Origin of the sequence: Nostoc sp. (assembly GCF_036919555.1) — a bacterium.
Lineage (GTDB): Bacteria > Cyanobacteriota > Cyanobacteriia > Cyanobacteriales > Nostocaceae > Nostoc.
On record NZ_JBALCS010000007.1, the window covers coordinates 25,221 to 50,701 of the forward strand.

Below are 25,481 nucleotides of genomic sequence, written 5' to 3' on the forward strand. Positions count from 1 at the left end.
TAAGTAATCAAGCGGACATGATATAACGTGTTTAGCTATCGGAAATCTCTATTGAAAAATTCTCAAAACTTCCTAGCATCTTCGATCTGCGTCCCTGGTAATGGTAGTGTATTTTCAGACCTAGCTCCCTGGAGTTTCCTCGGATCAAGTCCCAATGCCTCCAATACTGTAACCGCAATTTGTTTGCTAGAAACTTTCTTAATCTGAGAAGTCCCCCTAACACGAGCTTCTAGTCCACGACTACTGAGAATCAGAGAAATATGGGTATCATCATCAGAAAAACCGCCGTGTTCTGCCCTTTTGGTGCTATTTGAAATCACATATCCTGGTTTAAGTTTGATAATCACATCAGGAGTACGATCTTCCTGCAACGGATTCCCAAAGCCTGCTGCCAATAGTGCGCCACCCGAATAAACTGTATCAATTGCTGGATTTGTCAGTTTCTTTAAAACAGTTGTTGCAGTGCTAGCTTGGCTTTGATTCTTAAGCCAGAGTAAAGCAACATCATCCTGAGTAGCTTGATTAACTGTGATACCAGCTTTCGTTAAGGCATCTGTAAAAGTATTTTCGGGAATTAGGGTAGCTGTTCCCAAACGAGGATTTTGACCATGTTTCGCTGTCAAGACTATCAGTGTCGAGTCAAATTTCCCCTGTTGCTTTAAGGTATTTATTATCTTGCCAATACTAGCATCCGTATGTTCTAGAGCATTAATTAATCCTGACGAAGGTGTGCCATTAGTGGCAATACCACCATTATTGCTGGCATCCTTTTGGGCTACGCTGAGAGCTTGGAAATTCATGCCAAAAATGGCGGGAGTTCCGGGTTTAGTTGTGCCTCGTGAATTTTTTCCAGCAATTTCGTTCAGTATTGCATTTACCTTCAGATCATCATAAGCTTCCGTGAGGTTAGTGTCTTTAGTTGTCGTTTTAAATGTGAGATTAGCAGGATTCTGCGCTGTTGATTGGTCTACAAGTTTGCCATTTTCTAAAGCAACTTGGGCATTTATTTCTGGAGCGTAGAAGTCGTCAACTCCCTTGCCAGAAGGACCGTTGGCAATGTCATAAGCAGGATGTTTATCACTAAATGCAGTGTGCAAACCTGAAGCTTTTGCGATCTCAAAAATGGTATTTACTTTCAAATAGTTGTGAGGATAGACACGATTTCCATTACTATCTACTGGTAATTTGCTTGGGTCAATACTATTTATCCCGAAGTCACCCCCACCACTGAGGAGATTCGAGTTTTTATCAATGTTTTCCGCAAATTCAACTTCTATACCAGCAGCAGAGTCGGGTTTATCTGATAATATCCGACTATATGTATCATCATAATAAACCCCAGTGGTTTTGGGACTTGCTCCTGTTAAGTAGTTTAATGTACCAGGGAAGGAATCGGAGGGAGTGCTAGTAAACGCATTAGTGTAACTGATACCTGTTTGTCTTAAACTATTGATGTTTGGTAAATACAGTTGTAGTTTGGGATCTTCCAAATCTGCTTGACGGAAACCATCAATTGATAGTAGAAGCACGCTCTTAAACTTCCCAGGACGCTTATAGAAGGGTTTATCATCCTTTTTCCAGGCATCAGCTATTTTGACTATGGGCGAGGAGTAGTCATATCTAATTACTGGAGGCTGTAAATATTGAATTGGTATCATGATGTTTGGATGTGCTGTGTAAACAGAGTTCTAGAAGTTATTTTTGATAGTCACGCTTGGGCTTATGTTAATAAAGCTTCACAAAAGACTACTAAATCTTCAATAGCAACTCTGGTATTTTCAACCTCAAGATACGATTTAAATATTAAGAAAAGGTTATGTTAAATAGTTACAAAAGGTTATGATGTGAAACCATCTGACTAGCAGGAGGGCATGATTTAATGTTGCGGCTATCAACCTTGCCCGTAAAAATTCAGGTTCAATCTCATCAATTTTTAAATCAATATTTGCATCTATAATCTAGCGGTTAGGTTTCCATAAATATACTCGAATTTGCTATTATTCAGGAAAAAATAAACGGATAGAACAACAAAATCCAGGTAAAAGTGGTGATGTTATTTCATCATCCCCTAACAAAGTAGCAACTAAAACCAACTGTGCTTTTTCTCGCCGATAAACTTCGACTTTTTGAGTGAAGCGATCAACAATCCAATACTCACGCACGCCTTGAACTGAATAAAGTTTCAGTTTTGCTTCTTTGTCTCGAAATTCATTTTGTTTACCAGGGGATAAAACCTCTACGACTAAATCTGGTGTGCCTGTCAAATGTCCCGCTTCATCTTCAATTTGCGCCAGTCGTTCTCGACTTACCCAAACTACATCCGGTATAACGCTATTTGCTTGCGAAAAAATCACTCCTGGAGCCACAATTGTTTCCCCTAAACCACTCGAATCTGACCAAACATCGAGTTGTCGAGCAATTTTAACACAAACTTGTTGATGACGGCGGTGAGCAGTGCGAGTCACAAAGAGTTCTCCATTAATAATTTCATAGCGTGTCCACTCATTTTCGGGTAGAACCTCTAAATCGTAAATTGTCCAGCGTACTCCCTCAATGGCTTGGTTCATGATTGTCCCCGTTTGGCTCGTTGCCTTTGTTTGTTTAATTTTATCTTTTCTTCGGGCAAGGCAACTATGGTGTTTAAAATAATTCGTAATTCGTAATTCGTAATTAGTTAAATTAGAACCATAATGAAAAGCGGAAGATCAAAGCGGAAGATCAGGCGAAACTCTGTATGCTGACATTTACTCAACTTAAACCACCTAATCCCGATACCGCAGTCACCTTTACTCTGGCGTTGACAGCAGAAGAACGTACCCGCAGTCGTCATCGTTTTGAAACGGAAGATGGTAAGGTTGTGTTTTTACATTTACCCCGAGGAACTGTGTTACACGATGGCGATATTCTGCAAGAAGAAACCCATAGCAGTTTAATCAGAATTACTGTCAAATCAGAACTAGTACTGACTGCCTTTGCCCAAACACCACTTTTATTATTACGGGCGGCATACCATCTGGGAAATCGTCATGTACCTGTAGAAATTACCCCAACTTATTTACGCTTGTCCTCAGATTCTGTTTTACGCACAATGTTGGAACAATTGGGGTTAGAAGTTAAAGAAGAAATTTTACCGTTTCAGCCAGAATTGGGAGCTTATGGACAACACTATCATGCTCACTGATAGCCATCTTTTGAGCATTTTACAGCTGGCTAGCCCCACATTGCCTGTGGGAGCATATAGTTATTCTGAAGGCTTGGAAATGTTGGTAGAAAATCGTACGATCGCTAACCAGATACATCTCAAAGATTGGCTAAAAGCAGAGTTGCTCTACGGGGCAATTCGGTTAGAGGCGGCGGTGATGGTACGATCTGAGCAAGCTGCAAAAATAGGTGATGTTGAGTTGCTATGCCGTTGGAATCTCTGGTTATCGGCAGCTAGGGAAACAGAAGAATTACGCGCCTCTAGTTGGCAGATGGGGCGATCGCTCATCCAATTACTTGGTAAACTAGAACCGCAGATTATGCCTATTGCCAATGCTGTAGGTAATCCTTGCAATTATGCGATCGCTTTTGGCATTGCCGTTGCCCATTGGCAAATCAGCATCAAAGCCGCATTACTCGGATATCTGCATAGTTGGGCAAGTAATTTGATTACTGCTGGCGTGAAACTTATTCCCCTTGGACAAACAGCAGGACAGCAGTTATTGCTAGATTTGCAACCATTACTCAGTGCTGCGGCATTGGAAATTCTAGGGTTGGAGGATGATCAACTCGCCTGCTGTAGTTGGGGTTTGTCGCTAGCGAGTATGCAGCATGAAACTCAGTATACAAGGTTGTTTAGGAGTTAGTCATTGGGCATTGGGCATTGGGCATTGGGCATTGGGGCAGAGTAGACAAGGATAATATAACTAATGAATGCATTTCGAGTAGGGGTTGCTGGGCCAGTGGGTTCGGGGAAGACGGCTTTGGTGGATGCTTTGTGCAAGGGATTGCGTGAGCAGTATCAGATTGCGGTGGTGACGAATGATATTTATACTCAGGAGGATGCTCAGTTTTTAGTGCGTTCTCAGGCGTTGGCAAGCGATCGCATTTTGGGCGTAGAAACTGGTGGTTGTCCTCACACTGCCATCCGCGAAGATGCTTCGATGAATTTGGTAGCAATTGAACAGTTAGAGGAACGTTTTATCGATTTGGATTTGGTCTTTTTGGAAAGTGGTGGTGATAATTTGGCTGCTACTTTTAGTCCAGAATTGGTGGATTTAACGATTTACGTCATCGATGTTGCGGCTGGCGATAAAATTCCCCGCAAGGGTGGTCCCGGCATAACTAAGTCTGATTTGTTGGTGATTAACAAAACTGACCTTGCACCCTATGTCGGTGCAGATTTAAGTGTGATGGAACGGGATGCTAAGAAAATGCGCGGTGATAAACCTTTTATTTTTACTAATTTAAAAACTCAGTCAGGACTTGCAGATGTAATTAACTTTGTTTGCACAAATATCTGTTAAAAATAAAATAATCAAGAGTCAGAATTGAGCAAAAATGTTTCGCTCAACTCTCTAACTTTTCACGACATCTGGAAAACCTCTCTCTAAATCTCTCTCCTACAAGGAGAGAGACTTTGAATTTACCCCCTTCCCGACACGGGAAGGGGGTAATATCATGTCCGGGTAATTAGTTGTGATTCCCATAGTTATTGCACCCCACACGCCAGATGCTCCACTTGGGGAGACCTCTCTGAGCGCTGGCTCCCCTTAATCCCCTCCCCGCTCTTCGGGAGGGAGACAAAACGCAGCTTTGTCGGGGTGGGGTTCTTCGGGTTTAATAAGCAATCAAGCGGACATGATATAAGGGGGTTAGGTTTTTCATGGGCTTTTCCAGATGAGGTGAAAAGTCAGGCTCAACTCTGGGCTACTTAAACAAACGAGTCATTTCAAACAATTGCTGGGCATTACTTCTTAAAAAAGCATCGAAAAGTATTTGCTCTCCAGATTCCACTTCCACTAGATAGCGCTGGGCAATTTCATAATAGGCGTAAGTCCAAGGGATCTGAATCTCTGCGCCACTGTTATCATCTAACACTGTCACCATTTCTGTTACTGCTTGAGTTGCCGTTTGGCGCAAACCACAAGCAACATTTCCCTCTATCTCTGCTTTCATCGCTACACCCACGTTAGCCAAACCACTGGCGGTAGTCTCAATGTCTGGATATTCTGGGGTGTTCTGGCTGTTGACATAGCCTGTAAAATGGTTGACAACATATCCGTGTAGCAACACCCAAGCCCCATATTGAGTAACCTGATTCACCTCTTCGACAACAGAACGCCGGGGAGGTAGCCAAGAGCGGGTGAAGACTTGCTGGAGTTGTTTGGCAATGGTTTCAATATTCCCGTCTTTGTGTAGAAAAGTCAGAGGTAAAGTCAGTTCGTCTGAGATTGAAGATACTGTTTTAGAGATGAGTTGGGCAATATTAGCAGGCAATTCATCGACAATCAACTCGCTGATAAACAGTTTGGGTAAATTAAATTCCTCTTGCTGCGGATGACGATAATGACGAGCGTATAAATGGGTTTGAGGAAAATTATACTCTCCAGCCGCCACGTAACCTAAAGCTTCTGCAAGTTGCCCCAGGTAGTCAATTCCCAAGTTAACTTGACCCTGTGGACTATCTACTAATAAACGCAAAGACCGAAAGGCGATGTGGTCGTTGGCGACAGTCCCACCCGCAGCAGTTATCATTTGCTGGTAGGTACGGGCATGATTTACCCTAGTGCTGTATTCTTGCCAAAGTAATTTCCATAAATGAAAGGCTATTTCGGGTTTCATATACATTAGTTATTAGTCATTTGTCATTAGTCATTAGTCATTTTCTTCCCACTCCCTACTCTGCTTCATTTTTTAAAATCTCGCTGATAATCTGAAGGGCTATCTGAATTTGGTCGCTGTCGATAACTAGAGGTGGACAGAAACGAATTGCTGCTTTACCGCAACCTAGTAACAATAAACCGCGTAGAAAAGCTTCTTGGATAATGCGATCGCGCAATTTATGATCAAGATTACCCTGTTTATCTAATAAGTCCACCGCAACCATCAAACCCTTACCTCGTGGCGGCGATACTCTAGGAAATCTTTGATGCAACTTGGTAAGACTAGCTTGTAATAATTCTCCCATCTGGGTAGCGTTGGCCATTAAACCACTTTCCAGCAGTCGCAGAGTGGCAATACCAGCAGCACAAGCTACGGGATTACCGCCAAATGTGGTGGCGTGAGAACCAGGAGGCCAAGTCATTAACTCAGGTCTGGCAAGTATAGCTCCTAATGGCAGACCACTAGCGATGCCTTTAGCAGTGGTAATGATATCAGGCATGACACCCCAATGCTCGATCGCAAATAAGCGACCAGTCCGCCCCATCCCCGCTTGCACTTCATCCACTACCATCAGAATACCGTGGCGATCGCAAATATCCCGAATCCGTTTTAAAAAACCATCTTCGGGAACAATATACCCACCTTCTCCTTGAATCGCTTCGACTACGATCGCCGCTACTTCTGGCGGTGGTAAAATTGTGCCAAATAGCTGTTGTTCCAGGTAATCTAAGCTAGCGTGAGTGCCATAGGGGATATGAGTCACCCCAGGAAGTAAAGGCCCAAAATTAGCTCGCTGTACTGTTTTGGAACCCGTGAGAGACATTGCTCCATAGGTGCGTCCGTGAAATGCACCTAAGAAGGCTACGATTAGCGATCGCTTGGTATAATATCGAGCTAGTTTGATGGCTGCTTCGTTAGATTCTGCCCCGGAATTGGTGAAAAATACTTTTGCAGGGAACTCAGCGTTATTCCGTGGCTGGGGAAAAGGGGCGCGAATCGCTAGTTGTTCCGCTAGTTCCACCATCGGCTCATAATAAAAATCCGTCCCCGACATATGCAGCAGACGCGCCGACTGTTCTTGAATTGCTTTGACGACTTCTGGGTGGGCGTGTCCGGTGGCGGTAACGGCAATACCTGCGGTCATATCCAGAAATACATTGCCATCTACATCTTCCACCATACAGCCCTGGCCGCGAAATGCAACTAAGGGATAATCGCGGGTGTAAGAAGGGGAAGTTACGGCGCGATCGCGTTGTACAATTGCTTGAGCGCGAGGCCCGGGTAAAGAAGTTATTAGGCTGGGTGTACGAGGTAAATTTAGATTAATAGGGATAGCTAACATAATTTTTTAGATTTTTTAAAGATTACTGATGATTAAACCCTAAAAGTTGATTGCTTACAGTAGCATTTGATTCCATTGGTGTAGAAATTACGCATTTACGAAAAATTCGAGTATACGTCAGCGATCAGGCAAAAATACAGAAATCCTCAGAAGTTGCCCGTTTTTATAACACAACTTCTGCGATCGCGTCATCTTGTATTTTTTGAAGCATAATAGCTTCACTATTAGATATCAGGGTACAAGCTACAGAACATTTGTTGCTTTTGTGATCGCATTTGTTAGATCAGCAGTCGTATTTGTTGCTTTTGTGATCGCATTTGTTAGAACGGTAGTCGTATGTGTTGCTTTTGCGATCGCATTTGTTAGAACGGTAGTCGTATGTGTTGCTTTTGCGATCGCATTTGTTAGAACGGTAGTCGCATTTGTTGCTTTTGCGATCGCATTTGTTAGATCAGCAGTCGCATTTGTTGCTTTTGCGACCGCATTTGTTAGATCAGCAGTCGCATTTGTTGCTTTTGCGATCGCATTTGTTAGAACGGTAGTCGCATTTGTTGCTTTTGCAATCGCATTTGTTAGAACGGTAGTCGCATTTGTTGCTTTTGCGAGGGCAATACGTTTGTCGAACTCAGGTTAACATTCTTAACATTACGGAATTTTACAAAAACTCAATCTTCCTCTTCGCGCCTCTGCGTAAGCTATTTATAGCCTAATTCAGCAACGCCACATTCTCCATACCTACTGATGGAAAACCACCATAACCAACAAAAAGCGTGTCAGAATCAAGATTAGCCATCAATAAATCTAGGCATATGTTCTGGCAAGATGGACAGCTAATATACAACGGCAAATACAAGATAGAAAAACACTTGGGCGGTAGTGGTTTTGCAGTTACCTACCAAGCCATGCATACCAAGCTCAACCGCCGAGTCGTCATCAAAACCTTTTCAAGCGGCAGATAGAGCCGCGATGAAAAGTATTTCCAAGTAAAACCTGGAAACGAGATTTTAATATCCGCCTACTCATAAACTAAAAAACTTTTCCACGCATCTAACAAACATTTCCACACCCATTCCTAACGCCGTCTCATCAAAATCAAACCGGGGATGATGATGAGGATAGACCAAGTCTTTCTCAGGGTTAGCAGAACCTAAGAAGAAATAGCAACCAGGAACCTCTTGCAAGAAAAATGACATATCTTCAGCAGCCATAGTTTGGCATTCTGGCACAATACCCATTGGGGTTTCTACCACTTCTTCTGCTACAGTTCGCACCAATTCCGCTATCTTAATATCATTAATTACTGGTGGATAAAGTGACCAGTATTCTAAGTCATAACTCGCACCATGACTTTGACAAATTCCAGCAATAATCTGCTCAACACGCTGGTTGAAAAAGCCTTTCAAACTAGGATTAAAATACCTGACAGTGGCACTCATTCTCGCTGTATCAGCAATCACATTCCGCTTGGTTCCAGCATGAAGTTCGCCTACTGTCACCACAGCTGAATCAATGGGATTAACATTCCGAGCGACAATGGTTTGCAAAGCATTCACAATTTGAGCAGCAACTACCACGGAGTCAACAGTTTGATGGGGTAGTGCGCCGTGTCCACCTTTGCCCAAAATTGTGCAGTTAAAGCACTCCACAGCTGCCATCAACGCTCCAGCCCGCACACCCACTGTTCCCAAAGGCAAATTATTCCATAAGTGCAAACCGATAATCGCGTCAACATCAGGATTTTTCAGAACTCCAGCTTCAATCATCGGTTTTGCGCCTCCTGGTGATTCTTCTGCTGGCTGAAAAATAATTTTCACGATACCAGAGAAGTCTTGGCGATGCTGCTGGAGATGGTAAGCTGTACCTAAAGCGATCGCAGTATGTCCATCATGTCCACAAGCGTGCATGACTCCATCATGCTGCGATTTGTAGGGCACTTCGTTGAGTTCTTGGATTGGTAAAGCATCCATATCTGCCCGAATCGCCAAAACTTGGGGAGTGGGGAGAGACGCGATTAATCGCGTCTGTACGGAGTCCTGAGTGCTGAGTTTGTTACCTTTTATGGTGGCAACAATGCCAGTGTGAGCAATACCAGTTTGATGCTCAATTTCCCATTCTTGCAGCTTTTGTGATACAAATTCAGCCGTCAGTTTTTCTTGAAAACCCAACTCTGGTTGTTGATGCAATCGCCGCCGCCACTCTACTAATTGTGGTTGCAATGAACGGATTGCCAGTCGGATGCGAGATAGGTCAACAGAAGAGGGATTGGGAAAGGTAGAAACCATTATGAAGACAAACTAGTTTAAGTACAGCTAACTTAGTTTATTTTCCCAGTTTATCGTCGGGAGTGGGGAGTTTGTTCCCTTTTATGGTGGCAACATTCCTAATAATTCAATTATGTAGAGCATAAGTAGTTGATCATCCCGCCAGCTTGCCAATAGGACTTCAGAACACTTTGGGATTTGGGGAAGTGCGAGTGGAAAGCACTATTTTTTTTTCGGCTGGCTTTTCTAAGAAGTTTTCGGATAGTAATTTGGTCAACGCATCGGGATGTAGTTGCCAGTTTAATAATCCAGATAACCCCATCACCAAGCCAAATATAGTTGGAACCAAGGCGAGGTAGAACAACCATCTTTTCTGAGATAGAGATGTGATAGCAAATAGCGAGACAGAGAGCGATAAGGAGGCATCAGCTAGGTCAAACTGGTCGTCATGGTAATTCAGCTGGTCATAGGTTGTTTGATCTTTTTCGGCGGCTACCTTCTGTTCCTGCTTTTTCTGGTCTTCTTTATCAGCAATGACTTGATAAGCCGCAATCTGTTTTTCATAGTCAGCCCTCACCGCAGAAGGTTGAGAAAGAGATTGCAATTTGAGTTGCGTCACATTTGATTTGGCTATTTCTTCACGAATATTACGAGCTTGGTATAACGCCCAATCGTCAATTTTATTTGCTTGAGCTTGCTGCATTGCCTGAACCAGATTATCGTCTTTGACTTTGCAGATCCCCATAAAGGTTGCGATCAATGCAACTGCAATTGCAACAGCACTATTTAGACGGCTTTGACGTTTTTCGCGGTTAGCTGAGGTTTCGGGTTCATCGTTTTCCGGCTCAACCAGGTCAATCGGGTTTATGTCCATATCGTCATACCCCATTATCAGTTAAAATCAATTTTGCAACCAACCAGCCATCACAGCAACTATTAAAAATACACCCATCGCCAAGCGGTAGAAAATAAAAATCAAGGTACTGTGTTTTTCTAGGTAGCGTAGGAGTCCCCAAATTGCTAGAAAAGCGGAAATGCTGGCGGAGATTAAGCCCACTAATAAAGTCAACCAACCAGCTGCACTCAGTCCGGCTTTCGTAAGTGTGTGGAGTTCTACAGCACCTGCCAAAATCACGGCTGGTAAGCCCAACAAAAAAGAAAATCGGGCAGATGTCTCCCGTTTCATGCCCAAAAATAACCCAGCAGTAAGGGTGGAACCAGAGCGAGAAACGCCAGGAATCAGAGCAAAAGCTTGAGCAACCCCTACCCAAATGCCATCCCAGAGGGTGAGGTTGTCGAAAGTGCGATCGCGTCCTCCACGTTTTTCGGCGATCGCCAGCAATCCTGACATAATAATTGAAGCCGCTCCGATAACTACTAACCCTCGTATTGGTGAGTTACAGGCGTTAAGAATTGGTTTGAGTAGCACACCAGCCACAGCAATCGGCAAAGTTCCTAACAATAAGCCTAACATCAGTTGCAAAGAACTAGATTGATAGTCTTGCCTGCTAATTGCTCTAATTGTCTCTCCTGTTAATTTTTTTAAGTCTTGCCAAAAATAGACTAAAACAGCAGTCAAGCTAGCTAACTGCATTGCTGCGGAAAAAGCAGACCCCGGATCTTTCAGTCCCAGTAGAGTTGGCACTATCCGCAAATGAGCAGTACTGCTAATTGGTAGTAGTTCTGTAATTCCCTGAACGATGCCTAAAATAATCACGTCAATCCAGCTAAAGTTAGCAAAGTCTAGATTTACTTCGCTACCGTTGCCACAGACTGCATTCGCCACCACAAAAGAAAGCATCATCATGTCAGGCGTAAATAATTTACTTTTAATCAAATACCGACAAATTAACTTATGCTAGTGACGTTTCCGTGACTAAGATATGCCACTTGGATGACATTTATATATCGTGTATTCGCGCCGGTGTCGTCAGACAAGAAAATACCATTTGCTAATTCTAAAAACCTCTTTAAACATTCATACAGCGTTTTTCAGGTAAATGAGGTACACAGGTAGGGGCACAACAATGTTCATTGGTGTCAACTTAAGCGCAAACCCTTTTAAAACCTCGTTTCCAGCCTCTGGCTGGAAATGCACTTCAATTGCGGCTCTGCCGCAAGTCTTGAGGCGGAGCCTCCCATAGGCATAGGCATTCCCAGTCTCCGACTGGGAACGAGACAATCTCTAAAAGCTGGTTCTAGGGAGGTTTTTACGTTAAGTTGACACTAATGAACAATGTTGTGCCCTTACAATAATCTGTACAGAGGCGCTTGTTGCAATCTGCTGTATTTGGCACATACGAAAGCTGCTAATGAAGTGATGTTTTACTCACCAAAGATGAAATAAGGCAGGTAAATCCTGCCTTGTGTGTCACTAGAGTTAGGTTAATTCCATTCTTCCTCACCATTGCACGTCTTATTGACAAAGCTATTACCAAGTTATGTCAGAACTGTGACTGCACCAGTTGTAAAAAGTGATTGGACGTTCGCTACTTTTTCTCCAATGCCCAATGCCCAATGCCCAATGCCCCTGATCAGTGCTGAGTTTTGAGTGCTGAGTGCTGAGTGGGGAATCTCACTTTTTTACTCGGAAAAGAGGAACTGTTTTGCCCAATGTCCAATGCCCAATCCCCAATTTAAAGTGTTAGTGTTTCCCAATCTAAATCTGATGCTATTTCAGCAAGTTTATCTAAATCAGTCAGGTTATCTAAATAGGGCAAACAGCCTAAAACTGGTGTGTTAGTAAGTGATTGAATCAATTGGTGTGGTGTCCAATCGGCTATTTCTGCATCCGTTCGAGGTTGTACGCAGTTCAAAACAATGCCTTTGAGATTGACGCGCGATTGTCTAGCTAATGCTACATTCGCCACTGCTTGAGCGATCGCACCTAATCTGACTGGCACTACCAATACTGTTGGTAAACGCCATTCTCCCGCTAAATCGGCTACCGTTAATTCCTCAGTTATTGGCGAACCTAACCCTCCCAAGGCTTCTATAAGCACAAAATCACGATGCGATCGCAATTTCGACAAAGCTTGCCACACAAGAACTAAATCTACTCGGCGATTTTCCCGTGCTGCTGCTATGGGAGGGGCTAAAGGTGCTTGAAAGTACAAAGGTGTAATTTCTTCTGGGGATTGTTCTAGTGTAAATAACTTTTGATACCACTCGCGATCGCCAATCCCCGATTGAATCGGTTTCATGATTCCCCAGCTACGCAACGGGTAATATTTTTGCCAATAGGCTGCTAACGCTGTTGTTAAAACAGTTTTGCCAGCTTCGGTATCAGTTCCAGTAATCAGTAGTGTGTTTAACATTAATTTCTTTGGCCAGAAAACGGTTGTGTTCCATCAACCGGCGGAAAAGTTGGCGTTTCGCCACTCGGAGGAAGTGGGGTGGGTGTCTCTGTCGGAATTGCCAGGGGTGTTTCTGTTGGAATTACCAGGGGTGTTTCTGTCGGTATTACCAGGGGTGTTTCTGTCGGTATTACCAGAGGTGTTTCTGTCGGAATTGCCAGGGGTGTCTCTGTTGGTGTTGGTTTGACTGGTTTTTCCAATGCAACATTGAGATTGTAATTGCTTTCGGCAACTCCTGAAACCAGTGTTAACTCAATAGTATATTTACCAGTAACCAGCAATGTGCCTTCAAAGGATGTTACTTGCTGGGCATTATCAATTGGTTGTTGATTGGGACTTAAGACTGCTAGCAAAACGCTGCTTCTTGGGTCAATAAACGCAGTTAACTTGTCACCTTCCTGCCCAAAAAAAGTGTACCGGATTATTTGATTTGTTTTGAGAGTATCTTGAACCGTGGCTGTGTTATTAGATGCTGCCAGATTGAGGCGCTTAGTAGATACAACAGGTTGATCGTTAGTGGGTGTGGGTGTGAATGTAGTACCACTAGAAATCACTGGTGAAGGGAAATTTTGTGGAAGCGTCTCAGCTGGTGGTGTTTTCGGCTGGCTGCGGATGGAACTGACCAGCGCCCAAGAACCAAATCCCGCTATGATCACTACAGCGCTGCCAATTGCCCCGATCGCTAAGGGATTGTCCAAAACTGAGCTAGTGGAACGTGCTGGAATTACAGGATCGGGTTGTTTCTTGGGCGAAGCTGCTGGTGGTACTAGGTGAGGACGGCGATCAACAGCCATTGTCTGCAAGTTCGATACATCGGGGGTAGAAACACTGGGTTGAACCAGAGATTGTAGTGCTTGGGATACATTAGCAGCACTTTGGTAGCGATCGCTCGGTATATGATTCAACATTCGATTTAAAACCAGAGCAAATCGCGGATTAACTCTTACCCACCGTTGCCAATTCCAAGTTATTTGGTTTTCGTCAAATAGCTCCCTTGGTTCTTTACCAGTCAGCAAAACAATTGCACTCACCGCTAATCCATACAAATCACTACTAGGATAAGCTCCCCCTGTTTGCATTTGTTCACTCGCAGAGTAGCCTAATTTTCCCACGGTTGTTTCTGGCATTGCACTCTCTGGCGAGAGTAAACGCGTTGCCAGTTCCTTTACCACCCCAAAGTCAATTAACACAGGTTTAGCGTCACTATCTCGCAAAATAATATTTTCTGGCGAGATATCCCGGTGAATAATCCCTCGACTGTGAATATGCTCTAAAACAGGCAGCAACAACACTATCAGCCGCAATACTTCAGCTTCTGTGAAGGTTTGACCCACAGCTATCCGTTCAGCCAGCAGAGTTCGGTAGGTTTGACCTGCAACGTAGTCCTCCACCAAAAATAAGCGTTGGTCTTGCTCAAATCTTTCCCGGAATTTAGGGATTTGTGGGTGTTGTATTTGATACAAAATGGTAGCTTCTCGGTGAAAAAGCTCTTGTGCCTTCTCCCAAGCCAAAGCCTCTGTTGCTGTTGGAATCAATTCTTTGATCGCGCAAAGTTCGTTAAAGCGCCTCTGGTCTTCTGCCAGATAGGTTCTACCAAATCCTCCTTGTCCGAGAATTTGAATTATGCGGTAACGGTTTTGCAAGACAGTGCCAACTGTAATGGGTGGTTGCATGATCGAATGATTGAGTGTAATAGCAACTGAGGAGGAAGTCACCCACAAAGATTAAGTCCAAGAGGCGACATACAGTTACCTGCGGCAATATTCTACTATACCTAATGGGTAGATCCCCACCAGAGCAAGGTTGTTTCCTACTACTTGAAGAAGAATTCAGAAGTCATATCATGTCCGCTTGATTGCTTATTAAACCCGAAGAACCCCACCCCGCCTTGTCTCCCCTCTCCGCAAGCAGGAGGGGTTGGGGGTGGGGTTCTTTTATTATGGGTAATCTGGCGAACATGATATCAGGAGCAAAACGAAGAGGCTCCGCCGAGGCATCAGAATCAAAACGCTTATTCAGCGTTCGATGTTTCCTGAATTCTTCTTCAATTTTTCTTCCTGGGAAAACGATAGATTTTGAAATATGCAAAATTAACTTGAGAATCCAGGTTATACAAATCACTCATCTCTTTTTCAATCAATTCTTTGGGAAATAGATAATCACGATTAACTACGATCAAAACTATATCCGCACTATTTGTTAATTTTTCAATTTTTTCTGCAAAATTTTCAACCTTAATTCCCTTTCTTAACTGGTCCCCCAAATCCCTTCCATCCAGAGTTTGAGTGTCACCGTAGTATCTAAATAATCTGGGATTGCCAAATAAAAATACAGATTTTGTAGAAGGTGATTGATTTTTGATAATGTACTGGCTCGCAGAGCGGTAGTCATCTTTCTGATAGTCATCATTGAAGTAGTAGTTAGAAATAGAATAAATATTTAGAACTATCAGAGATATGACAGCGATTTGAGCCAACTGAGACACTCCATAACGCTTTGAGCTAATACCAGGTCTTTGACTCAAAGCTGATGGGATAAGCATGGCAAGTGGTAGCCAAAGATAATAAGAGTGACGCGGTACCCAATTAAATTTGGTAACTATAGCTAAGAGCAATCCTAGTAAAAATGCCATGACAAGAACAGAAGCAAAGAAGTAATCAGGATGCTGCTCTCTGTTATTTTTTTTGTGTCTTAATAAAACTTTTATTAAAGCCAGAAAAATTACAGTACCGACAATCACCAATAAAAGTATCTGAGGCCAGTAACGAAATATAACCTGTACTCTATCATCGCCGCGCAACTGCTCCATTGAAGGCCCGTAAGTTGTCCCCACTAAAATTCCGTGTAACACGAAAATAACATTTTGAATTATGGGAAATCCCAAGCGAGAAACCGAAATGCTTTCTGGATCAGTTGCTCCAGGTAAAGTCAGGTAATATAAAACTGGCGGTAAAGATAAAAACCCAGCCGGAAGCCACCATCGCAGCCATTGCCGAAAATTTCTATAGATGGCAATATGAGATAGACATAGAGCTATTGTGGAAAAGCAGAAGTTAATATTAGTAAAAATTCCTATGGCAGTAAAAAGACTGAATAGCCATATTGAAATACCTTGATTACCTTCATTTTTAACTAATACCGTGCTGAAGAAATATAGTTGAAGTGAAGCTATAAACATTGCTAAGGCATAAATTCTTGCCTCTTGGCTGTAGTAAATACAGAAAGAACTAAATGTCAGAATTAGCAAAGACCAGAAAGCGTGCTTTTTTCCATATATCCGCAAAGCAGTAAAAAATATAACGATAGTTGAGCCAATTCCTAAAACAGCAGAGAGTGAGCGAAGGGCAAATTCACTTTCACCAAATACCTGACGCCACAAAAACAAAACTATGAAATATAGGGGTTGAAATCTATCACTATTTCCGATGTATCTTACTCTCGCAATGCTCTCTTGAAGCGTCGAGACATCGGAATTAGTTAAACTCAAACCCTCATCATACCAAAGACTCTGGTTTGAGAGCATAAAGAAGCGGAGAACAACACTCAAAAAAATCACTATGAAAACAGAGAGATAATATTTTGACCATCTCTGATTTTGCATTTTTATCATAATTTTCTTTCTTCTGCATAACACTATAGTAACTACTGCGGCGTACCTTCTTTCATCCCAACTTCCGGGACAATGAATCAGGCAAATCCTTCAAAACAATGTAATAAGTCAAGAGTAGTTTGTTAGTGATACTAGGATAAACCGTTTTCTGTCCTGGTACTTTTAATTAGATAACTTAACTATTTTAGAAATACTAATCAATGTTTACTTAAAGCGATCGCACAGATACCGCTCAACATCAAACCTGCTCCTAACCATTGGGAAATTAAGACTTTTTCTCGCAAAACTACAGCACCAGTGATCATTGTGAATATAATTGTTAATCCGATCACTACTGGATAGGCAACTGATAAATTCAGTTTCCCTAAAACTACCACGTAAAAAACCGTACTCAGACCATAAGTACAAATTCCTCCCAGTAAATAGATATTTAATGGGCTTTGTCCTGCTCCTAGTTTTAATAGATTTTGAGCCAGTGTATTTAACCCCACTGTGATTAAAATCAGCAAGCTAAAAACTATCTGGTTGTTCATGGTGAAAATTTACTCAATTTATAAGGTGATATTTTTTGCTCAAAAGAGCAATTCACAAAAAACTCTCATACCCAGCAGCATCGTCAAAATTCCAAAGTTCTCCTCCAGATGGATAAGGTATTTGCACCCATTTGCCAGCAAATTTTTCCCACCATCGGGGCGGGTGCGGTAGAGTAGCAACTTGGATGTAGGCACATCTACAAAGTAATGCTCCCACAAAATCAGTATGTAAACTATCACCAATAACGAGTATGTGTTTTGCTGGCAACCGCATATGAGCTATTGCCTGTCGAAATGCTGGGGGAAAAGGTTTTTTAGCGGGACTGAGTGCTGGAATATCAAGACGATGAGACCAATATTTGACGCGATAGCGACGTTTCCCATTTGAGAGGATAAAAAATTGCAATCCAGCTAACTTTGCTTGTGTAATCCAATCTTCTGCACAAGGAGATAGGTAGCGATCGTCTTCAGAAATAATCGTGTTATCTAAATCAAGAACGATTCCTTTAACACCACAAATCTTAATTTTGTCAATTTTTATTTCAGCTAGTGTATGGATACGTCGTGGAAGCGGATAGCGTTTCTCTTTGATACCCAATTTAGGCCACTTCATCAAAAAAGATTTGAAATTTTTCATCCGCAAAATGCCGAAAATTCTGCCATTAGCCGATTTACCAGATTTATTCGATCAGCCCTTGATGTTTGAGTAAGAGAATCAGAAAGCAAGTGAACACCCAACCGATGACAGTTAACAGAATGGGCAAATCTTTCAACAAAACTTCTTCTGGTCGCTCACTACGTCCACCTTGCTCAATAGTGTCGTCATTGTAACTGGTAATTCCTTGGGGATCACTCAGTAGTTGATAGCGAAAAATTCCATACAAAACAAACGGCAAAGTCACTAGCATCCAAGATGTGGGTGCCCCATGTAGATAAGGACCCGCACTCCAAAGAGCATAAGTAACAACCGTGCTAGTGGTGACAACATTTTCCATGCGATCCAGCAGAGGCAAGGAATAGTATTTGAGGACAGAGCGAGGCTTGTTACCTTTAATTTTTGCTAATCGCAGTTCTGCTTTGCGCTTTTCAATACCCAAAAATAGGGCTAGCATCGCAGTGCAAAGTAAAAACCAAGCTGATAAAACGATGCCGGTAGCAGCAGCACCGGCATAGGCTCTTAGAACAAATCCGGTAGCGATCGCCCCAACATCTAAAATCACCATCCGTTTGAGTCGCAGATTATAGGCGATCTGCAACAGGGCGTATCCAGTTATGGCTCCACCCAACTGGGGCGATCGCAACCACGCAAAAATCAGAGCGCCACCTAATAGCACCAATGCCATACCACTAGCCACACGGATACTGACTAATCCGGCGGCAATTGGCCGCTTACACTTGACAGGGTGCTGACGGTCAGATTCAACATCTGCGATGTCATTGATTAAGTAGAAGCCACTTGATGCACAGCAAAATAATATGAACGCTAATAGGCTACCTAGCAGAGATTGCAGATTGATGCTAAATGCAAACAATGGCGCTGCAAATACCACCAGGTTTTTTGTCCATTGTCGCGGTCGCATGGCAGCTAAACAGTACGCCGACTTCTGGGAACTAGTTGCTATAGCAGTTAAAGATTTTTCTACTACTGAAGTACGCCGAGAGTCCATAAGTATGCCTGTCGCCTCCTTATGTCAGGAGAATTAGATTGAACAACTTTCCCAGGTTTTATTAAAATTTAAAATTTATCTTAGTAAAATTACTTACAACTTTTTCCCTAGCTGATATTACCGTTGTTAGTTAATGTTTTGATATAAAAAAATACATTTTTATACAATCTTTATTTAAACTTTATTCAATCTTTATCTAAAAACTTATACTGAGTAAATTATGTCCAGTGATAGATAATCATAGACATATCGTTTTTTGTAACCGCGTAATTAATAGAATAATCAGCTACATTTTCAATACTTAGACAGAGGTGTTATACTGTTACAAGAACAAACTTCAATATCACTTAAGTTATAAATGAGGTAGTTAGCAGAAGCTATCTAGCACACCAATTTTTAAGAGATTGGGTTATTTATCTCAACTCAAAAAATTTTAACTATAGACCTAGTGGACGGTCTTGATGTCCGTTAAGCTATCAATAGCTTGTAAACCTGAGAAAATTAGACAATTAGCGAATGATAATTTTATGGAAAAATGTTTTAATTTTGTATGGAAGCTTCAACAAAACTCACAGATGTTTTTTTAAGCGATTTCTCGGTTAAATCTATTAAATCTCTAATGATAATATTGCTATGAATGCACATAGAGGATCTGCTGTGCTCAGTTCTGCGACTTTCAAAGTGCAACCATCTGTAACAGGACTAACGAATAATCATCGCCTGCGGCTGTTTTCTGGCTCTGCCAATATACAACTGTCTCAAGAAGTCGCTGGTTATGTGGGCATGGATTTGGGGCCAATGATTCGCAAAAGATTTGCGGATGGAGAACTTTACGTTCAAATCCAAGAATCGATTCGGGGTTGTGATGTCTATTTAATCCAGCCATGTTGTCAACCGGTGAACGATCATTTGATGGAATTATTGATTATGGTTGATGCCTGTCGTCGAGCTTCGGCGCGACAGGTAACGGCAGTAATTCCCTACTACGGCTACGCCCGCGCCGATCGCAAAACGGCAGGACGAGAGTCAATAACTGCGAAGCTGGTTGCTAACTTGATCACCGAAGCAGGTGCTAACCGTGTTCTAGCAATGGATTTACACTCGGCTCAGATTCAAGGCTATTTCGATATACCCTTTGATCATGTTTACGGTTCGCCAGTATTGCTGGATTATCTAGCAAGCAAACAATTGCCCGACCTGGTGGTTGTTTCCCCCGATGTTGGTGGTGTAGCGCGAGCTAGGGCATTTGCAAAAAAACTGGGTGATGCTCCACTGGCGATTATTGACAAACGTCGTCAGGCACATAATGTTGCCGAAGTGTTAAATATCATCGGCGATGTTAAAGGCAAAACGGCAGTGTTGGTGGATGACATGATCGATACTGGGGGCACGATCGCGGAAGGGGCGCGATTACTGCGTGAAGAAGGAGCGCGTCAGGTATACGCCTGTGCAACTCATGCGGTGTTCTCTCCACCGGCGATGGAGCGGTTATCCAGTGGCTTGTTTGAGGAAGTCATTGTCACAAATACGATTCCCATACCAGAAAACAATCGTTTTCCCCAACTAGTGGTGCTGTCAGTAGCTAATCTGTTAGGAGAAACTATCTGGCGGATTCATGAAGATACTTCAGTCAGTAGTATGTTCCGCTAGACTGTCATTTGTGTTAGAGGAATAAATTACCCACGCTGTCCTTTTGATTCGGTACAGTGTGGGCTTTTAGTTATATAACTAAGTTTATTCTCAAGATTATTAAGAAATAATTTCAACTGTTCTTCTGCGAGATACCCGACAGCCCCATCCCTCTTAGGGTGGGGTTATTGGCGTGCAGTAGTAAAATGGATGCAGCACTGCCAAATTAGAATACTTTGATTCAGTTTGGACAATTTGCGTAAAGAGGACAAAGGGATGGTTACAACTCCTAAAAAAGTGATTTCAGTTTTACCTCTGGAAAATGGCGATCGCTTATCTCGCTGCGAATTTGAGCGTCGCTATCAGGCAATGCCGCATTTAAGAAAAGCTGAACTGGTTGAAGGAGTTGTGTATATCATGGCATCCCCACTGAGAATTAAAAGTCATGGGGAACCACATGGAGATTTGATCGGGTGGTTGTGGAACTATAAAACGGCAACACCTGGCGTTGTTTTGGGAATTGAACCCACAGTGCGTTTAGATCCGGATAATGAACCACAGCCTGACGCGGTACTATTCATTCCGGGCAGACAGGCATTGATTAGTGAGGATGATTATATCCAAGGCGCACCCGAACTGGTGATAGAAGTGGCAGCAAGCAGTGCAGCCATCGATTTACATGATAAAAAACGCACCTATCGACGGAATGGAGTACAAGAGTATATTGTCTGGCGAACATTAGATAATCAGTTGGATTGGTTTAGGCTGCAAGCAGACGAGTATGTTTCGCTACCAACCGATGAGCAGGGAATTATTCGCAGTCAGGTATTTCCAGGGTTGTGGTTGCCGGTACGTGCCTTACTGTCAGGAGAAATGGCAACGGTATTATCTGTGTTACAAGCAGGTTTAGCTGCCACTGAACATCAAGAATTTATGCAAAAGTTGAATGAGAATATGGGAAATAGGGAATAGATGTCTACTGAGTTTTTTCAAAAATCAAAGTTCCTGTTTTTGAGGATTCTTTAGAATCTGATGAGTATGGAAAAGCCCTCTTGGAAAAGGCTAATAAAAAAGATGACTCCTTAGAGGTTGTTTGAAAAGTCTAATTTATTACTAGCCCTGGCGACTAGAAGTCGCGGCTATACAGACAAAACCCACCTGCGTGGGTTAAAAACCCTACTTTTTCGTTAGTCCACGGAGGAAAACGAAAGTTTGTGTAGTAGCGAATTTTATTCGCCCAATACTTTTCAAACATCCTCTTAACGATACAACCAAACCCGGAGTAGTGAAAGCAGTTGCTCAGTATCTACAGGTTTGGTGATGTAGTCAGAGGCTCCAGCTTCAATGCACTTTTCGCGATCGCCTGGCATGGCTTTAGCAGTTAAAGCAATTATTGGTAGTGAGCGAAACTGTTGTTGCTGGCGGATGGCGCGGGTGGTTTCGTAACCGTCCATTTCCGGCATCATGATATCCATCAAAACTATATTAATGTCAGGATTAGCTTGCAGCCTCTCTATGCCATCTCTGCCATTTTCGGCAAACAGCACTTGCATTTGATAGCTTTCTAAAAAGCTGGTCAGGGCAAAAATATTTCGCAGGTCATCATCTACAATCAAAATTTTCCGATTAGCCAGCACCGGGTCAGTTTGATGTAGTTGCTCTAGGATTTGACGCTTTGGTGGGGGCAAATTTGCTTGCACCCGATGCAAAAACAGGGCAGTTTCGTCTAACAACCGCTCTGGCGATCGCACATTTTTAATAATAATTGTCTCTGCTAGTCCCCGCAGTTGGGTTTCTTCTTGTCGGCTGAGTTCTTTGCCGGTGTAAACGATGATCGGCAGTTTCAAAAGTCTGGGTTCAAGCTTGATCTGCTCAATTAGTGTAAACCCGCTCATATCGGGCAGACCGAGATCCAGCACCATACAATCAAAGTGATGCGATCGCAAAATCGAGAGCGCTTCTGCTCCCGTACCCACTGCTGTACTCTGGACATCACTATTACCAATCAGTTCGATAATACTTTGGGCTTGTACGGGGTCATCTTCGACGATCAGGAGAGTTTTTACCTGACGCTCAATAAAGCCTTTAATCTCAGTCAATACCTGAGTTAGCGCTTCTGGAGAAACGGGTTTTTGGAGATAGGTAATCGCTCCTAAGTGTAATCCCCGTTGCTGTCTTTCATCAACAGAAAGTATGTGTACTGGTATATGTCTAGTGTTTGCGTTATGCTTCAAACGATCCAGCACCGTCCAACCATCCATCTCTGGCATCTGGATATCTAGCATAATCGCATTGGGTTTAAACTGTTGCGCGAGTGCTAGACCTTGTTTGCTCTGTAAAGCAACGATGGTTTTAAAGCCCTGCTGACGTGCCATATCTAGTAAGATGCGGGCAAATTTATCGTCATCCTCGATAATTAGTAAAATGCGATCGCCCGGTTGAATTATTTCGCGATCGTCTGGGATTTCGCTGAGGAAGCTGCTAAGTACTTTCCCGGATGCAGAGGTATCCACAGTCGTGGGTCTGTTTTCGACCATTGGCACTTCTTTGATGATCGATGCTGTGCGGATAGAGGTGATTGGCTCAGGGGGTAGTGTGGTGAGAGTATTTTGACCATTCTTTTCCTGTCGCCTGGGCAAGTAAAGGGTGAAGGTGCTTCCCTGTCCTGGTTGGCTGACTAGTTCAATTCTCCCTCCCAACAGTTGAGCCAATTCGCGGCTGATAGACAAGCCCAAACCAGTCCCTCCGTACTTGCGGCTGGTGGTGCCATCTGCCTGTTGAAATGCCTCGAAAATAATCTTCTGCTTCTCGGCTGGAATGCCTATACCCGTGTCGCTAACTGCAAAAGCAATCATGGAATTATCAACTTCGCCTGCCTCCGAAGACATGCTAATTTGTAAGTTCACGCCTCCCCCTTCGGTAAACTTAAAGGCGTTAGCTAGGAGATTTTTCAGCACTTGTTGCAGGCGTTTGGAGTCGTTAGAAATTGTCGAGGGTAACTTCTCATCCAGTTGAATAGTAAAATTGATTTTTTTATTCTGGGCAACTTCCCGGAAAGTCTGCTCTAGAGATGTCTGCAAATCTGTAAAAGGAATTTGCTCAATATCGAGCGACATAGTACCCGACTCAATTTTTGCCAAATCTAGAATGTCATTGATTAACTCCAGCAAATCAGTTCCAGCCGAGTAAATAGTCCGGCTATACTCAACCTGTTTGTCGGTCAAGTTGCTAAGAGAGTTATCTGCTAGCAGCCTTGCTAAAATTAATAGGCTATTTAGCGGTGTCCGTAACTCGTGGGACATATTTGCGAGAAATTCTGACTTATATTTAGAAGACAACGCCAGTTGTTCAGCTTTTTCTTCCAAAGACTGCCTCGCCCGCTCAACTTCTTCGTTCTTGCGAGCAACTCCTCGATTTTGAACTTCTAACAATTCTGCCTTTTCTTCTAGCTCCTCATTTAATTGTTGTAATTCTTCGTTAGACTGCTTCACAAGAAATTGTGATTCTTCCAACTCGTGCGCCTGTTCTTCCAGGCGTTGATTGCTCTGCTGTAGTTCTTCTTGTTGGGTTTGCAGTTCCTCTGTTAAAGTAACAGACTCTTCAAGTAGTTGCTGAGTTTGCACTTGTGAGGCGATGTTATTTAAAAATACACCCAGATTTTCACTCAATTGCTCTAGAAATCTCAGGTGCAATTCGTTAAAAGGCCCAAAAGAGGCAAGTTCAATTACGGCATTCACCTGCGTCTCAAACAGTATGGGCAAGACAATAATATTTAATGGGGGAGCTTCTCCTAAGCCGGAACTGATGCGGATATAGTCACTAGGAACTTCTGTAAGCAGGATTCTTTGTTTTTCTAAGGCAGATTGTCCCACCAGTCCCTCGCCCAAGCGAAACTGATTTGCCAGATTTTTCCGCTCTTTATAAGCATAACTACTCAACAACTTCAATACAGGCTGGTCGTCTATTGAGTCCATCTTATAAAAAACGCCTTGGGATGCTCCAACCAGTGGTGCTAAATTCGACAAGATCATCCGAGACACATTTTCTAGATTTCGCTGCCCTTGGAGCATCTGGGTAAATTCAGCTAAGTTAGATTTTAGCCAATTTTGCTCGTCATTTTTTTGAGTTGTGTTTCGCAAATTAACGATCATCTGGTTGAAAGTGCGCGTCAACACACCAATTTCATCCAGGCGATCGCTATCTGGTAAACTCACCAATAAATCCCCATCCGCCACCTTTTGTGCTAAATCAGAAACTCGCTTCAGAGGTACTGAGATATTTCGGGTCAGGATGAATCCGATCAAAGCCAAGATCAAAGAAAATAGAGGAATACTATAAACAATGCTAGCGATGGTTTGCCGAGCAGCTACTCGTGCCCTCTCAGAGCGCTGTTTCAGCAGTGTATTTTCCTCAGTTTTCATCGTCTGGATAACTTTGCGGATTTCACCCATTAGTTGCTTGCCCCGGTCTGTCAGAACGACCTTCTGAGAAGCTTCAAAACCTTGGTTCTGGCGCAAGTCGATAGTTTCTTGAAGTTCATCCAGCTTCTGAGTGATTAATGGCTGTAAAACATCCAACTGCTGTTGTTGCTTAGGGTTATCTGCTGTTAACCTCTGAAGTTCCTTAACTTTTTGATTCATTACTTGAATAGCATCGTTATAAGGTTCTAAATAGCGCTGTTCTCCAGTAATAATGTAACCACGTTGCCCAGTCTCAGCATTTGTCACTTGTAAGTTGAGGTCTTCAAGCTGACTTAACACTTGGTAGGTATGGTTTTCTTGGCGCGAGGTTTCAATTAGATCATTGGTACTTTGGTAGGAGATTAGACCAATGGTGGTCAGAGTTGCCAAACTCAGGGCAAAACTTACTCCAATCTTGGTTCCAATCTTCAAACGATTCAACATTATTCCAGGCAGGTATTCAAATTATTTCTGTGTTTGAGACTATTCTGATTATGTTTTATAGCGTTTCCTATTCTACTGAGGTACAGCTTAACCTCACCCCGATAAACTTGTGTTTTATCTCCCCTCTCCGAACTTATGGAGAGGGGTTGGGGGTGAGGTTTTGATTTTGATATTTTATGTATATGTACTTCATGCACCTGGGAACCGCTATAACTATCCAAAACAAATGTAGGATATTTCGTTTACGTAGGATATATTTAGTTTTTCGCACGCCAAACAAATATTATCATTTCTCTCTTAATATCTTTACA

General features: G+C 42.7%; 22 protein-coding genes. 8 read left to right on the top strand and 14 right to left on the bottom strand.

Going from position 1 to position 25,481, the window contains the following annotated elements; all coding sequences use genetic code 11:
• Positions 1–62: 62 nt before the first annotated feature.
• Complete coding sequence (locus V7K36_RS02015; RefSeq protein WP_335112763.1) at positions 63–1,658, bottom strand: alkaline phosphatase family protein; 1,596 nt, start codon at positions 1,656–1,658, stop codon at positions 63–65.
• Positions 1,659–1,997: 339 nt separating this feature from the next.
• Positions 1,998–2,567, bottom strand: a complete 570-nt coding sequence (locus V7K36_RS02020; RefSeq protein ID WP_335112765.1) for a Uma2 family endonuclease — start codon at positions 2,565–2,567, stop codon at positions 1,998–2,000.
• 167 nt (positions 2,568–2,734) lie between these two features.
• Between V7K36_RS02020 and ureE the strand changes: the two genes are divergently transcribed.
• The 3 genes from ureE to ureG all read left to right on the top strand — a co-directional run bounded on the left by ureE (position 2,735) and on the right by ureG (position 4,508).
• Positions 2,735–3,181 carry an urease accessory protein UreE gene (gene ureE, locus V7K36_RS02025; RefSeq protein WP_334948289.1) on the top strand — a complete coding sequence of 149 codons (447 nt, stop codon included), beginning with the start codon at positions 2,735–2,737 and terminating at the stop codon, positions 3,179–3,181.
• Positions 3,156–3,848: an urease accessory protein UreF gene (locus V7K36_RS02030; RefSeq protein WP_335112767.1), complete on the top strand. Its 693-nt coding sequence runs from the start codon at positions 3,156–3,158 to the stop codon at positions 3,846–3,848. The genes ureE and V7K36_RS02030 overlap by 26 nt, the downstream gene beginning before the upstream one ends.
• A gap of 63 nt (positions 3,849–3,911) precedes the next feature.
• A complete protein-coding gene (gene ureG, locus V7K36_RS02035; RefSeq protein ID WP_335112769.1) occupies positions 3,912–4,508 on the top strand; it encodes an urease accessory protein UreG in 597 nt (198 codons plus the stop codon).
• A gap of 403 nt (positions 4,509–4,911) precedes the next feature.
• Here ureG and V7K36_RS02040 read toward each other — a convergent pair whose 3' ends face one another.
• On the bottom strand, positions 4,912–5,826 hold the full coding sequence (locus V7K36_RS02040) for a DUF1338 domain-containing protein (RefSeq protein ID WP_335112941.1): 915 nt from the start codon (positions 5,824–5,826) through the stop codon (positions 4,912–4,914).
• Positions 5,827–5,881: 55 nt separating this feature from the next.
• Positions 5,882–7,210, bottom strand: a complete 1,329-nt coding sequence (locus V7K36_RS02045; protein ID WP_335112771.1) for an acetyl ornithine aminotransferase family protein — start codon at positions 7,208–7,210, stop codon at positions 5,882–5,884.
• Positions 7,211–7,260: 50 nt separating this feature from the next.
• Between V7K36_RS02045 and V7K36_RS02050 the strand changes: the two genes are divergently transcribed.
• The 3 genes from V7K36_RS02050 (at position 7,261) to V7K36_RS02060 (ending at position 8,169) form a co-directional block, all read left to right on the top strand.
• Positions 7,261–7,416 (top strand): hypothetical protein, encoded by a 156-nt coding sequence (locus V7K36_RS02050; RefSeq protein WP_335112773.1) that lies wholly within the window; start codon positions 7,261–7,263, stop codon positions 7,414–7,416.
• A 59-nt stretch (positions 7,417–7,475) separates the two neighbouring features.
• Positions 7,476–7,844: a hypothetical protein gene (locus V7K36_RS02055; protein WP_335112775.1), complete on the top strand. Its 369-nt coding sequence runs from the start codon at positions 7,476–7,478 to the stop codon at positions 7,842–7,844.
• A 136-nt stretch (positions 7,845–7,980) separates the two neighbouring features.
• Entirely contained in the window at positions 7,981–8,169 is a 189-nt protein-coding gene (locus tag V7K36_RS02060) for a hypothetical protein (protein ID WP_335112777.1), read from the top strand.
• A 60-nt stretch (positions 8,170–8,229) separates the two neighbouring features.
• Here V7K36_RS02060 and V7K36_RS02065 read toward each other — a convergent pair whose 3' ends face one another.
• From V7K36_RS02065 to V7K36_RS02105, 9 genes are all read right to left on the bottom strand, one after another.
• Positions 8,230–9,492, bottom strand: a complete 1,263-nt coding sequence (locus V7K36_RS02065) for a M20 family metallopeptidase (RefSeq protein ID WP_335112779.1) — start codon at positions 9,490–9,492, stop codon at positions 8,230–8,232.
• A gap of 160 nt (positions 9,493–9,652) precedes the next feature.
• On the bottom strand, positions 9,653–10,345 hold the full coding sequence (locus V7K36_RS02070) for a DUF4337 domain-containing protein (protein ID WP_335112781.1): 693 nt from the start codon (positions 10,343–10,345) through the stop codon (positions 9,653–9,655).
• Positions 10,346–10,372: 27 nt separating this feature from the next.
• Positions 10,373–11,278, bottom strand: a complete 906-nt coding sequence (locus V7K36_RS02075; protein ID WP_335112783.1) for an undecaprenyl-diphosphate phosphatase — start codon at positions 11,276–11,278, stop codon at positions 10,373–10,375.
• 829 nt (positions 11,279–12,107) lie between these two features.
• Positions 12,108–12,788, bottom strand: coding sequence for a dethiobiotin synthase (gene bioD, locus V7K36_RS02080; protein ID WP_335112784.1), 681 nt, complete (start codon positions 12,786–12,788; stop codon positions 12,108–12,110).
• Positions 12,788–14,500 (bottom strand): serine/threonine-protein kinase, encoded by a 1,713-nt coding sequence (locus V7K36_RS02085; RefSeq protein ID WP_335112786.1) that lies wholly within the window; start codon positions 14,498–14,500, stop codon positions 12,788–12,790. The genes bioD and V7K36_RS02085 overlap by 1 nt, the downstream gene beginning before the upstream one ends.
• Positions 14,501–14,871: 371 nt before the next feature.
• Positions 14,872–16,437 carry a glycosyltransferase family 39 protein gene (locus V7K36_RS02090; protein ID WP_335112788.1) on the bottom strand — a complete coding sequence of 522 codons (1,566 nt, stop codon included), beginning with the start codon at positions 16,435–16,437 and terminating at the stop codon, positions 14,872–14,874.
• 197 nt (positions 16,438–16,634) lie between these two features.
• Positions 16,635–16,970, bottom strand: a complete 336-nt coding sequence (locus V7K36_RS02095; RefSeq protein WP_335093103.1) for an SMR family transporter — start codon at positions 16,968–16,970, stop codon at positions 16,635–16,637.
• 52 nt (positions 16,971–17,022) lie between these two features.
• Positions 17,023–17,583 carry a YqeG family HAD IIIA-type phosphatase gene (locus tag V7K36_RS02100; protein ID WP_335112790.1) on the bottom strand — a complete coding sequence of 187 codons (561 nt, stop codon included), beginning with the start codon at positions 17,581–17,583 and terminating at the stop codon, positions 17,023–17,025.
• 67 nt (positions 17,584–17,650) lie between these two features.
• A complete protein-coding gene (locus V7K36_RS02105; protein ID WP_335112792.1) occupies positions 17,651–18,637 on the bottom strand; it encodes a decaprenyl-phosphate phosphoribosyltransferase in 987 nt (328 codons plus the stop codon).
• A gap of 633 nt (positions 18,638–19,270) precedes the next feature.
• Here V7K36_RS02105 and V7K36_RS02110 point away from each other — a divergent pair.
• Positions 19,271–20,287, top strand: a complete 1,017-nt coding sequence (locus V7K36_RS02110; protein ID WP_335112794.1) for a ribose-phosphate pyrophosphokinase — start codon at positions 19,271–19,273, stop codon at positions 20,285–20,287.
• 255 nt (positions 20,288–20,542) lie between these two features.
• On the top strand, positions 20,543–21,238 hold the full coding sequence (locus tag V7K36_RS02115) for a Uma2 family endonuclease (protein WP_335112796.1): 696 nt from the start codon (positions 20,543–20,545) through the stop codon (positions 21,236–21,238).
• Positions 21,239–21,525: 287 nt separating this feature from the next.
• Here the strand turns inward: V7K36_RS02115 and V7K36_RS02120 are convergent, their stop codons facing one another.
• Positions 21,526–25,170 (bottom strand): response regulator, encoded by a 3,645-nt coding sequence (locus V7K36_RS02120; RefSeq protein WP_335112798.1) that lies wholly within the window; start codon positions 25,168–25,170, stop codon positions 21,526–21,528.
• Positions 25,171–25,481 lie beyond the last annotated feature (311 nt).